General features: G+C 74.0%; 14 protein-coding genes. 8 read left to right on the top strand and 6 right to left on the bottom strand.

Going from position 1 to position 11599, the window contains the following annotated elements; all coding sequences use genetic code 11:
* A partial coding sequence (dhaL, locus tag ABZ914_RS36100; protein WP_500198783.1) for a dihydroxyacetone kinase subunit DhaL occupies nucleotides 1–537 on the bottom strand: 537 nt, incomplete at its 3' end.
* The gene (gene dhaK, locus ABZ914_RS36095; protein WP_190863341.1) at nucleotides 534–1529 is read right to left on the bottom strand and encodes a dihydroxyacetone kinase subunit DhaK; all 996 of its coding nucleotides are present in this window, start codon (nucleotides 1527–1529) and stop codon (nucleotides 534–536) included. The genes dhaK and dhaL, both read right to left, overlap by 4 nt.
* Nucleotides 1530–1636: 107 nt before the next feature.
* On the opposite strand from dhaK, the gene ABZ914_RS36090 reads away from it, so the two are divergent.
* The 5 genes from ABZ914_RS36090 to ABZ914_RS36070 all read left to right on the top strand — a co-directional run bounded on the left by ABZ914_RS36090 (nucleotide 1637) and on the right by ABZ914_RS36070 (nucleotide 6425).
* Nucleotides 1637–2602, top strand: a complete 966-nt coding sequence (locus ABZ914_RS36090) for a nucleoside hydrolase (RefSeq protein ID WP_500198781.1) — start codon at nucleotides 1637–1639, stop codon at nucleotides 2600–2602.
* Nucleotides 2603–2800: 198 nt separating this feature from the next.
* Nucleotides 2801–3484, top strand: coding sequence for a PIG-L deacetylase family protein (locus ABZ914_RS36085; RefSeq protein ID WP_500198789.1), 684 nt, complete (start codon nucleotides 2801–2803; stop codon nucleotides 3482–3484).
* Between the two features lie 124 nt (nucleotides 3485–3608).
* Entirely contained in the window at nucleotides 3609–3998 is a 390-nt protein-coding gene (locus ABZ914_RS36080; RefSeq protein ID WP_500198779.1) for an SRPBCC family protein, read from the top strand.
* Between the two features lie 210 nt (nucleotides 3999–4208).
* The gene (locus ABZ914_RS36075) at nucleotides 4209–5114 is read left to right on the top strand and encodes a serine hydrolase (RefSeq protein WP_500198777.1); all 906 of its coding nucleotides are present in this window, start codon (nucleotides 4209–4211) and stop codon (nucleotides 5112–5114) included.
* A 108-nt stretch (nucleotides 5115–5222) separates the two neighbouring features.
* A complete protein-coding gene (locus ABZ914_RS36070; RefSeq protein WP_500198775.1) occupies nucleotides 5223–6425 on the top strand; it encodes an FAD-dependent monooxygenase in 1203 nt (400 codons plus the stop codon).
* A gap of 59 nt (nucleotides 6426–6484) precedes the next feature.
* On the opposite strand, the gene ABZ914_RS36065 is transcribed toward ABZ914_RS36070, so the two are convergent.
* Nucleotides 6485–7180, bottom strand: a complete 696-nt coding sequence (locus tag ABZ914_RS36065; protein ID WP_500198773.1) for a DUF4190 domain-containing protein — start codon at nucleotides 7178–7180, stop codon at nucleotides 6485–6487.
* 233 nt (nucleotides 7181–7413) lie between these two features.
* Between ABZ914_RS36065 and ABZ914_RS36060 the strand changes: the two genes are divergently transcribed.
* Nucleotides 7414–7749 (top strand): hypothetical protein, encoded by a 336-nt coding sequence (locus ABZ914_RS36060; RefSeq protein ID WP_190863327.1) that lies wholly within the window; start codon nucleotides 7414–7416, stop codon nucleotides 7747–7749.
* A complete protein-coding gene (locus ABZ914_RS36055; RefSeq protein WP_500198771.1) occupies nucleotides 7746–8180 on the top strand; it encodes an acyl-CoA thioesterase in 435 nt (144 codons plus the stop codon). Before ABZ914_RS36060 ends, ABZ914_RS36055 begins: the two co-directional genes overlap by 4 nt.
* A 91-nt stretch (nucleotides 8181–8271) precedes the next feature.
* Here ABZ914_RS36055 and ABZ914_RS36050 read toward each other — a convergent pair whose 3' ends face one another.
* The 3 genes from ABZ914_RS36050 to ABZ914_RS36040 all read right to left on the bottom strand — a co-directional run bounded on the left by ABZ914_RS36050 (nucleotide 8272) and on the right by ABZ914_RS36040 (nucleotide 10835).
* Nucleotides 8272–8901, bottom strand: coding sequence for a LuxR C-terminal-related transcriptional regulator (locus ABZ914_RS36050; protein ID WP_500198787.1), 630 nt, complete (start codon nucleotides 8899–8901; stop codon nucleotides 8272–8274).
* Between the two features lie 5 nt (nucleotides 8902–8906).
* Entirely contained in the window at nucleotides 8907–10085 is a 1179-nt protein-coding gene (locus ABZ914_RS36045) for an ATP-binding protein (RefSeq protein WP_500198785.1), read from the bottom strand.
* Between the two features lie 132 nt (nucleotides 10086–10217).
* Nucleotides 10218–10835, bottom strand: coding sequence for a hypothetical protein (locus ABZ914_RS36040; protein ID WP_500198770.1), 618 nt, complete (start codon nucleotides 10833–10835; stop codon nucleotides 10218–10220).
* Between the two features lie 128 nt (nucleotides 10836–10963).
* Between ABZ914_RS36040 and ABZ914_RS36035 the strand changes: the two genes are divergently transcribed.
* The coding region (locus ABZ914_RS36035) for a PspC domain-containing protein (protein WP_500198768.1) at nucleotides 10964–11599 on the top strand (636 nt) is incomplete at its 3' end.

The following is an 11599-nucleotide window of genomic DNA, read 5'->3' as shown; positions in this document are numbered from 1 at the left end:
GGCGGCGTCGGCGGCGGCGCGGGCGGAGCCGGCGAGGTCGGCGCCGTCCGCGAGCGCGGCCGCGAAGGCGGCGGCCGCCGGGGCCAGCGCGTCGATCATGGTCTTGTCGCCCTCGTTCGCCTGCCCCAGCTCCTGGACGCCCTCCAGGGCGGCCTTCAGCGCGGCGCCGACCGCGGCGGCGTCCGCCTCGGACGCGTCGCCGAGGGCCTTGCCCGCGCGGCGCAGCGCGGTGCCGTAGAGGGGGCCGGAGGCGCCGCCGGTCTTGGACACGATGGCCCGCCCGGCGGTGATCAGCACCTTGCCCGGCCGCGTCTCGCCGAGCTGCTCGTCATCGGGGAGGGCGGCGACGGCCGCGGTGAACCCGCGGTGCAGGTTGTGGCCGTGGTCGCCGTCGCCGATGGCCGCGTCGAGCCGGGTCAGCCGCTCGGCGTCGGCGGAGACCAGCTCGGCGGCGCGGCGGATCCACGCCGCGGCGCCCCGCCCGTCCAGTCCCCCGCCCGCGTGCTCGTCCGCCCGTCCTTCCATCGGCGCGGTCACCGGCCCCACCGCAGCGCGGGCGTCTCGACGGGCGCGTCCCAGAGCCGGGTCAGGTCGGGCGTCAGCCGGCACACACTGATCATGCTGCCGGCCATCTCCAGGCTGGTGACGTACGGGCCGACCAGCGGCCGGACGACCGTGGCGCCGTGCTCCTCCAGCCAGCGGGCCGTCGCCGCGTACGCGATGTACTGCTCCATCAGCGGGGTGCCGCCCATCCCGTTCACCAGCACGAGCAGCTCGGACCCGGACACCGGCATGTCCGCGTCGATCGCGCTGAGGGAGGCGTCCACGATCGCGTCGGCGTCCGCCAGCGGGACGCGCTCGCGGCCGGGCTCGCCGTGGATGCCGATCCCCAGCTCCATCTCGCCCTCTTCGAGCCGGAACGTCGGCTCCCCGGCGGCCGGGACCGTGCAGGGCGACAGCGCGACGCCGAACGAGCGGCTCCGCTCGTTGACCTCGCGGGCGACGGCGGCGACGGACGCGAGGTCGGCGCCCTCCTCCGCGAGCGCCCCCGCGATCTTCTCCACGAACAGGGTGGCGCCGGTGCCGCGCCGCCCGGCGGTGTAGAGGCTGTCCTCCACGGCGACGTCGTCGTTGACGATCACCGACTCGACCTCGATGTCCTCGTCCTCGGCCAGCTCCGCGGCCATCCGGAAGTTCAGGACGTCGCCGGTGTAGTTCTTCACGATGTGGAGCACGCCCGCGCCGCCGTTCACCGCCATCGTCGCGGCGATGATCTGGTCCGGGACGGGCGAGGTGAACACCTGGCCGCAGCAGGCCGCGTCGAGCATGCCGTGGCCGACGAACCCGGCGTGCAGCGGCTCGTGCCCGGAGCCGCCCCCCGACACCAGGGCGACCCTGCCGGACCGCGGCCCGTCCGCCCGCACGACCGTGCCGTTCTCGGGATCGACCCGCAGCGACGGATGCGCGGCGGCGAGGCCGCGCAGCGCGTCGGCGACCACGTTCTCCGGATCGTTGATGAGTTTGCGCATGTCTCAGCTCTACCCCGGCACGGCGTCCCGTCCCAGGCCCAACCACGATCTTCGTGCGCCGGTTTTCGGGGATGCCCGGAACGGCCCTTCCGTCATAGGTTGCACGGGTGACGAAAGCTCCCGTTCTCCTGTTCGACTGCGACACCGGCATCGACGACGCCCTGACCCTGCTGTACCTCGCCTCCCTCGTCCGGGCGGGCGAGGCGGAGCTGGCCGGGGTCGGGACGGTGCACGGCAACATCGACCCGCTGACCGGGGCCCTGAACACGCTGCGCGTGCTGGAGGCGGCCGGCCTGGAGGCGGGCGAGAAGGGCGTGCCGGTCGCGGTCGGCGCCGGCCGCCCGATGGCGCAGGACGTCCACTACGCGCTCGACTGGCACGGCAGGGACGGCCTCGGCGACACGAACCTGCCCGAGCCGGCGGGGCGCCCGGTCCCCGAACCGGCCGCCGAGCGGATCGTCCGGGCGGCGCGGGAGCGGCCCGGCGAGGTGACCCTGCTCGCCACGGGCCCGCTGACCAACCTCGGCGCGGCGCTGCTGCTGGACGAGGAGCTGCCGTCGCTGGTCCGCGAGGTGGTCGTGATGGGCGGCGCGTTCGGCCACCCGGGGAACATCACCACGCACGCCGAGGCGAACATCTGGCACGACCCGGAGGCCGCCGACCTGGTGTTCGCGGCGGACTGGCCGGTCGTGCTGGTGCCGCTGGACGCCACCCACCCGACCGCCGTCCACGACGACTGGCTCGACCGGCTGGCGGCGCACGACTCCCCCGTCGCGCGGTTCGCCACCCGGATCCTGGAGTTCTACGCCGACGCCTACACGCCGACGCTGCGGCGCCGCGGGGCGGTCATCCACGACGCGCTCGCCGCGATGCTGGCGGTCGATCCCGGCCTCGGCGAGTACGTGCAGCGGCCGGTGCGGGTGGAGCTGCGCGGCGAACTGACGCGCGGCACGACCGTGTGGGACGCGCGGTCCCTGCCCGCCGACGACACCCGCCGCCCGGTGAAGGTCGCGGTCGGCAGCGATGTGCGGGCGTTCCAGGAACGGCTGCTCGCCGCGGTGCTGTCGCTCTGACCGGCCTTTATGGCGCTCCCGCCCTGACAACCCCCATGACACCGCCGCCCGGGACCGCCCGTGAGGCCGCCGGCGCGGCCCGCCGGGCCTTCGGGAAATGGCCGATCTTGAGTGTGCCCGTATCCGGCCGCAGACTTTATTGTTGAATCCGTGACCAACGTTCTGGACGACAGCGGACTGCAGCGGATCCTCGCCGTGATGGCGCATCCGGACGACGTCGACTTCGGCTGCGCCGGGTCGGTGGCGGGCTGGACGGACCAGGGCATCGAGGTCGTCTACCTGATGGTCACCGACGGCGACGCGGGCGGTTTCGACGACGGCGTCACCCGGGAGGAGATGGCGTCGCTGCGCCGCGAGGAGCAGCGCGCGGCGGCCAAGTGCGTCGGCGTCACCGACGTCCGGTTCCTCGGCTACCCGGACGGCCGGGTCGAGGCGACGCTGGACCTGCGCCGCGACCTCGCCCGCGTGATCCGGCAGGTGCGGCCGGACCGGGTGCTGATGCCGAGCCCGGAGCGCAACTACGAGCGGATCTACCCGAGCCACCCGGACCACCGGGCGGTCGGCGCCGCGGCGCTCGACGCGGTGTACCCGGACGCCCGCAACCCGTACGCGTTCCCGGAACTGCTGGCCGACGAGGGCCTGGAGGCGTGGACGGCCCGCGAGGTGTGGCTCAGCGGCGGCCCGGTGGTGAACCACTACGTCGACATCACCGACCAGTTCGACCGGAAGGTGAACGCGCTGCGGTCGCACGCCAGCCAGACCGCCCACATGGGCGACGAGCTGCCGAACATGCTGCGCGGCTGGCTGTCGGCGAACGCCGAGGCGGCGGGGTTCGGGGACGGCCGCCTGGCCGAGGCGTTCCAGGTCGTCGACACGGCCTGACCGGCGCTCGGCCCCTCCCCCGCCGGGGCACCGGAACGGTCACGCTGCAAATTCGTCACGTCACATGCCGTAATCTCGCTGGAATCGGGCATGCACCCCCTGTGTCCTGATTCGGGGGGATGTCATGCCGCATGAGATCGAGGCCACCGCCACCACCTATGCCGCCCCGGAAGTGATCTTCAAGCATCTCTTCGTGGCGGATTCCTGGAACGAGTGGGCCTCGTTCTGGGCCCGCGCCCGGCACGAGGTCGTCGCCTACGACCCGCCGCGCCACTGCGGGTACGTCGCCATCGCCGGGATGCCGCGCGGCTACCGCGTCGACATCACGCTGGAACCGCACGGGGTGAACACGCTGATCCGCTGGCGCGGGTCGTTCGACGGGCGGATCCCGGGCACCGCGCAACTGAAGGGCGCGATGCTCCGCCGCCGGTTCGGGTCGTTCGCCCGCCGCGTCGCCTGGCACGCCGAGCGCTGCGAGCCGGGCTGCCCGGCCCGGCTGCCCGTCGAGTTCTGACCCCGGGCCGTCCCAGCACCGGCCGCTCCCCGGGCCGACCGTTCCCGGACGCACCGCTTCAGCACGCACCGCCCCCGGGCCGGCTGCTCCCGGGCCGGTGCGGAGGCCGCCGGTCCGCGCAGGTGATCTTCCCGTCGCGGCGGGTAGGAGCCGAGGTGATCATGGCGGCCCTCGGGGGACGGGCCGCCGTCGCGCGAATCGGGGGATCGCATGCGACGCAGCCTCACCGTGCTCGGCATCGCCGTCGGCGCCGTCACCGTCACCGCCGGAATGGGACTCACCTGGACGATGACGCACGGGCATCCGCCCGGTACCGTCCACCGGGCGGAGCACGGCTCCTCCGGAGGGCGGGTGGTGACGGTCGCGAAGGCACCGGTGTTCGATCCGCTCCGGCTGCGCGGCAACGTCCTGGCCTACCTGCGCGGCCGCCCGGGGCACGCGGGCGTGATGGCGACCGACCTGCGCAGCGGCATGACGTTCGGCGTGGACGAGACGTCCCGGTTCGTCACCGCCAGCGTCATCAAGGTCGACATCCTCGCGGCACTGCTGCTGCAGCACCAGCGGCAGGGCGTCGCCATGTCGGACGGCGAGCGGGCGCTGGCCGGGCAGATGATCCGCAAGAGCGACAACACGGCGGCGGACGCGCTGTACGCCGACATCGGCCGCGACGCCGGGCTCCGGAACGCGAACGCGGCGTTCGGCCTCGGCGGCACCGTCCCGTACCCGGTGTCGTGGGGGTCGTCGTGGACGACCCCGTCCGACCAGGTGCGGCTGGTGCGGATGCTCGCCTCGGACGACTCGCCGCTCACCCCGGCGAACCGCCGCTACGTCCTCCGCCTGATGGGCTCGGTGACGCCGTCCCAGGCGTGGGGGATCAGCGCGGCGGCGCGCCCCGGCGAGAAGGTCGCGCTCAAGAACGGGTGGGTGCCGCTGCGGTACGAGGGCAACGGCTGGGCGGTCAACAGCATCGGCCGCATCACCGGCCCCGGGCACGACTTCGTCGTCGCGGTGTTCAGCGCCGACAGCCCGACGATGGCGGAGGGCGTGGCGACGGTCGAGCACGTCGCGTCCATGGTGGTCTCGCCCCTGCGCGACGCGGGGCGCGAGGCCGGCTGATCCGCGGCTCTCAGCGGACCGTCAGGGCTGTGAGCGGGGCGTCAGCGTTCTGTCAGCGCGTGCGGTGAGCCTTCGGGAAGGCGGCAGAACCTCCCGAAGGAGCGGCTCATGCGCAACAGGAACGTCCTGATCTCCGGTGCGAGCATCGCCGGCCCGGCCCTCGCGTACTGGCTCGACCGGTACGGGTTCGCGGTGACGGTCGTGGAGCGGGCGCCCGCGATGCGTCCCGGCGGGCAGGCCATCGACGTGCGGGGGCCGGCGCTGGACGTCGCCGGCCGGATGGGGATCCTCGACGCGGCCCGCGGGCTGAGCACCGACCTGCGCGGTATGTCGGTCGTCGGCCAGGACGGCGAGGAGCTCTTCCGCACCACCGAGCGGACCGCCAGTGGCGGCGACCTCGCGAGCCCCGACGTGGAGATCCTCCGCGACGACCTCGCCGGGCTGATCGCCGGGGCGGGCGGCGACCGGATCGAGTACCTCTTCGACGACTCGATCGCCGGGCTGGAGCAGGACGGCGACGGCGTCCGCGTGATCTTCCACGGCGGCGCCACCCGGACGTTCGACCTGGTCGTCGGCGCCGACGGGCTGCACTCCAACGTCCGGCGGCTGGCGTTCGGCCCCGAGGACGCCTACCTGCACCACCTCGGCGCCCACCTCGGCGTGTGGACGGCCCCGAACCTGCTCGGCCTGCGCCGCTGGCAGACGATCTTCCCGGTGCCGGGGAGCGCGTGGGGCGCGATGGCGATGAGCGTCCGCGGCGACACCGAGCTCCGCGTCTACATGGGGTTCGACTCGCCCGAGCCGGTCGCCTACGACCCGCGCGACGTCCGGGACCAGAAGCGGCTGCTCGCGAGCCGCTTCGCGGACGCCGGCGGGGAGATCCCGCGGCTGCTGGAGACGATGCGGGACGCGCCGGACTTCCACTTCGACGCGATGGCGCAGATCCGCATGGACGCCTGGTCGGCGGGGCGGGTGGCGCTGCTCGGCGACGCCGGGTACTGCGGATCCCCCGCGTCCGGGCAGGGCACCAGCATGGCGCTTGTCGGCGCGTACGTGCTGGCGGGCGAGCTGAAGGCCGCGGACGGCGACCACCGCGCGGCGTTCGCCGCCTACGAGGCCGAGCTCCGCGACTTCGTCACCGCGAACCAGAGGCTGGCGATCGCGAACGCCGCCCGGAACCGGGACCGGTTCGCCGCCGAGACGGGCGCCACGGAGACGGGCGCCACGGAGATGGGGATGGCGGATGCGGGCGAGGAGCGGATGGACGACGTCTACGCCGTCACGAACTCCTACAGGCTCCGCGACTACTGAAGGGGGGTCCGGGGTCGTGCTGAGCGGCGGGCCGGCCGCCCAGCGGGAACCGCCGGAGGTCAGCCGCGGATCGGGCGGCTGAGCTTCTTGCCCTCGGCGGCGTTCACCGCGAGGCAGGTGACGGTGCGGTCGCCGTCCCGCCACGAGTCGACCGTCGGGTAGTAGAACGACCGGCCGAGGTGCGCGGCGGCCGGGTCGCGGTCGAGCCTGCGCTGGATGCGCAGCTTGCATCCGGTGGAGGCCAGCCGGCTCATCTGCTGGTCGTCCGGCATCACGGCCTGCGTCAGCTTGAAGACGGCCAGCACCTCGCCGTCGTGCGGGCCGGTGCAGGGCACCTTCTTGACGCTCTCCACCTCGACCGGTGGGGCCGACTCGCCGGACGGCGCGCCGGAGGAGACGGGGTCGTTGATGCAGTCGCCGACCTTCATCGTGTACGCGTCGATCTTCTCCGGCCGGGTCGTCTTCGGCTTCGGCGTCCCGTCCGGGCCGGTGGCGGACGGCGAGGAGCCCGAGCCGGGGATCACCAGGTAGCCGATCACCCCGCCCACGACCCAGAGCACGGACAGGACGATGCCGGCGATGGCGAGGCCGCGGCCCTTGCCGCCGCGCTCGCCGATCTGGCGGAGGGAGATGGCGCCGAGGACGGCGCCGACGATGCCGCAGCAGCCGAGCAGCCCGGTCACGAACGCGGCGATGGCCAGGCCGTTCGTCTTGTCCTGCGGCGGGCCGGAGCCGTACGCGGGCTCGGACGGCATCGGCGGGGGCGGATAGGGGGCCATGGGATCGGGGCCCGGCTGACCGGGCCCGGGAGGTGGATAACTCATGGGGAGCGACCCTGCCACACCCCGCGGGCCTCGTGATCATGATGCCCGATATTCCGGACATTACATTTTGCTCACGCCCGTCACTGACACGTAGGCCCCGGGCGGGGTAGTGGAGACGTCTCACCATAGCTAAGCGATCGCTATCGATTGCTAAGCTATGAGGCATGGAGCCGCCCACCACGCCGCCGACTCCGCGCGAGGAGCGGATCGCCGCGGCGCTGCGCCAGATCAGCGCCGGGTTCGCGGCCCTGGCCGACGCCGTCGCGGCCGACCCCGCCGAGCCCACCGAGGAGAGCCGCTACCGCGGGCTCATCTCCGAATGGGGCCGGCAGGGCCTCACCAGGGCGGAGGCCAGCGCGCTGTTCCGCAAGCACGGCTTCTCCCCGCAGGCCGCGGGCGGCTGGGTCCGCGGCGACTGGCTGGAGGTCCGCGACGACGGCCGCCGCTACCTCACCGAGCGCTCGCTCCGCTGGCGGGCGGAACAGGAGGACCCCGAATGACCGTCACCACCGAACCGTTCAGCGTCCGGATGGACGTCCGCGTCTACGAGATCGACCCGCAGCTGCACCTCAACGGGGGCTTCTACGTCCAGTACGCCGACCACGCGCGCTTCGCCTGCGTGCAGGCCGCCGGAGTGTCCGTCCAGGACCTCGTCGGCGGCGGCTTGGGGCCGGTCAATCTGGAGACCGTCATCAAGTACCACCGCGAGCTGCGCGGCGGCGACCAGGTCGACGTGACCTGCGAATGGGAATGGGGCGGCGGCAAGACCTACCGCGTCCGCCACGAGTTCCGGCGCTCGGACGGCACCGTCGCCGCCGAGGTCGCGCACGTCAGCGGCCTGCTCGACCTCGGAACGCGGCGCCTCGTCGCCGACCCCCGCGAGGCGTGGCGCACCCGGGCGAGCAGGCCGGAGCTCCTCGGCCTGGCCTGAGATCCCCGGCCCGGCCCAGGCCCCCGGTCGGGCGGAGGTCTCCGGTCCGGGGCGAGGGCCTGGCCCAGGCCCGCCCGGGCGGGGCCGTCCGCTAGACGAGGCGGCGGGCGGCCGCCCAGCGGGACAGCTCGTGCCGGTTCGACAGCTGGAGCTTGCGCAGCACGCTGCTGACATGCGTCTCCACCGTCTTCACCGAGATGAACAGCTCCTTGGCGATCTCCTTGTAGGCGTAGCCGCGGGCGATCAGCCGCAGCACGTCCCGCTCCCGCTGGGTGATCTGGTCCAGCTCCGGGTCGACCGCCGGGACGTCCGACGCCGCGAACGCGTCCAGCACGAACCCCGCGAGGCGCGGCGAGAACACCGCGTCGCCCTCCGCGACGCGGCCGATCGCGTCCGTCAGCTCCGGACCCGAGATCGTCTTGGTGACGTAGCCGCGCGCGCCGCCCCGCACCACCCCGATCACGTCCTCCGCCGCGTCCGACACCGACAGCGCCAGGAACCGCGACGGCACCACCCCGTTCAGCCGCCGCAGCACCTCGATGCCGCCGCCGCCGGGCAGGTGCACGTCCAGCAGCACCACGTCCGGGGTCGTCGCGCGGATCACCGACACCGCCTCGTCGACGTCGCCGGCCTCCCCGACGATCTCGACGCCGCCGCCGAGCTCCGCCTTCACCCCGGTCCGGAACATCTGGTGGTCGTCGACCAGCACGACCCGCTTCAGCTCGCTCACGCCTTCTCCATCTCCAGCCGGACCTCGGTGCCTTCCCCAGGGGCGGTGCGGACGGTGGCCTTGCCGCCGTTGCGCTCCATACGTCCGATGATGGACCCCCGGACGCCCATCCGGTCCTCCGGGACCTGATCCAGGTCGAATCCCTTCCCCCGGTCCCGGACGAAGATGGCGACCTTCTCCCCCTCCACCTCCGCGTACACCGACACCGACGGCGACTCCGCGTACTTCGCGGCGTTCACCATCGCCTCCCGCGCCGCCTGCAGCGCCGCGCCCAGCCGGTCGTCCAACTCGGTGTCGCCGACGCACACCACCTCGATCGGCACGCCGTGGTCGTCCTCGACCTCGCCCGCCGCTGCCTTGATCGCGGCGGCGAACGTCTGGTCCGGGTCCGAGCGCGGCTGGTAGAGCCACGTCCGCAGCGTCCGCTCCTGCGAGCGCGCGAGCCGCTGCACCTCCCGCGCGTCGTGCGCGTTCCGCTGGATCAGCGTCAGCGTGTGCAGCACCGAGTCGTGGATGTGCGCCGCCAGCTCCGCCCGCTCCTGCGACCGGACGCGCTCGGCGCGCTCGGTGTCCAGGTCCTGCCAGAGCCGCACCACCCACGGCGTCACGATCAGCGTCACCCCGGTCAGGATGATCAGCATCGCGATGACGACCGAGCGGGCCTGCCCGACGTCCACCCGCTGCGCCACGAACCCGCCGATGCCGCCGACGACCAGCAGCAGCCCGAGCAGGCTGCGCAGCCAGCGCTGCCGCAGCGGCAGCACCCACCGCTGCCGCTGGTCCCGGTCGGCCTGCTGCCACAGGATCGCGACGCCGACGCCGCCGAGCACGAACGGCCAGATCGCCCACTGCATCAGCCCGCCCGCCTCGCCCGCCGCCCCCCACGGCAGGGCGGCCAGGCCGAGCGTGACCGCGGCGTAGGCGGCGAGCTGTCCCCAGTCGCGGCCCCGCCGCGCCGCCGCGCCCTCCCGCGCGGGCACAAGGATCCAGAACGCGCCGTACGCGGCGAGCCCGAGCCCGCTCGCGATCGTCAGCAGGACGAACGCCGACCGGACGATCAGCACGTCCACGCCGAGGTGCGCGGCGAGCCCGCGCGCCACCCCGGCGACGAGCCGCCCGTCCGGCACCCGTTCCAGCCGCGCCCCTTCGGGCCCGGCCGGCGGCGCGGCCGTCACCCCGCCCGCCGCCCCCGCGTCCTGCGGGCCTTCGCCACGTACTCCCACGTCACCGATCGTCACACGCCTCGCGCCGGGCCGCATCAGGGCGGCACCCCGATTTCCCTCAGGGTCGCCCTCGCGGCCCGCCCGTCAGGAGTCGAACCAGACCACCAGGCGGACGTCGTCCGGCGCGGTCCGCTCGGCGAGCATCTCCATGACCCGCCAGACGTGCCGCCACGCCCCGTCCGGCGGCACCACGTCGCGGCGGCGGAGGGTCACCGCCCGGAAGACGAGGTCGCCGAGTTCGAACTCCTGGCCTTCGGACCAGCGCACCCGGCCCTCCACAACGTCCTCGTAGGACGCACCGGTCGCCTCCATGAGGCTCGGCCCCCAGAGGCTCTTTCCCATGGGCTCCAGAGTGCCGTCGGGCCGGCGGAGGTACTGGCGCAGCCGCTGGTCGGCGCTCTCGGCGGGCTCGTCCCAGTCCACCCTCGCCACCTCGGCCCAGCTGATCCAGGTCGCGTCGTGGTGCTCCCAGCTCTCGGCCGCCTCCCGGACGGCGTCGGACACGTCCTCGGGCAGCCCTCGCCCGGCCGCCAGCGGACGGAACGAGGCGTAGTTGCGCACCCCGAACAGGCAGCCGAACGCGTCGTAGTGCCGATCGTCGTAAAGCAGGTCGAGGTCCATGGCGGCGCGCCATGGCCCGGACGCGTCCGGCCGGAGGGGCCGTTCGCGGCACTCGATGTATCCGCTGATATCGGTTCCCATGCCGCGATCGTCGCAGTGCCGTCAATCCGTTTCCGCCGGCCGGTTTCGCGGCGGAGGGGGCCATATCCGGGACGGGTCAGGGTCGTCCCCGATACCGGGGGGCGGCGGGAGCGGACACGATGGTGGGCATGGTCGAGGAACGGAACGCCGGCGAGCGCCGGAGGCTGGCACGGAATCCGGAGCGGCGCGTGCTGGCCGGGGTCTGCACCGGGCTCGGGCGGTACACGGGGATCGACCCCGTCGTCTTCCGCGTGGGGTTCGGGCTGCTGGTCCTCGCGCACGGGCAGGGCGTCTTCCTCTACATCGTCGCCGCCCTGCTGATGCCGTCGAGCCCGGGCGAGTCGTCGCCCGCGGAGCGGCTATTCCGCCGGTGGTTCGACGCGCCGGCCGTGCTGTCGGCGCTCGGGGCGCTGCTGTGCCTCGGCGTCGCGCTCAGCCTGTTCGGCGGCGTGTCGACGGACTCGATCGCCGTGCTGGTGGTGTTCGGGCTGGTCATGCTGGTCGCCCACGCGCGGGGCGTCGACCTCGTCGGCGCGGCCAGGTCCCTGCCGGAGCGGTTCGCCGGGCACCCGCCGGGGCCGTCCGGCGAATGGGCCTCGGCGGCGAGCGTCTCGCTGGAGAAGGAGGCGCCGGTCCGGACGGGCGGCGGCCTCCCCGAGGGGATGATCCACCTCGCCACCTTCGGGCGCTCCCGCACCGCGGAGCCGCCCGCGGAGCCCTGGGACGAGGCGCCCCCGCCGGAGCGGCGGCGCGAGCGCCCGAAG

Origin of the sequence: Spirillospora sp. NPDC046719 (assembly GCF_040645715.1) — a bacterium.
GTDB lineage: Bacteria > Actinomycetota > Actinomycetes > Streptosporangiales > Streptosporangiaceae > Spirillospora.
Note: the sequence above shows the minus strand (reverse complement) of the source record. Positions and strands in the feature narration are given on the sequence as shown.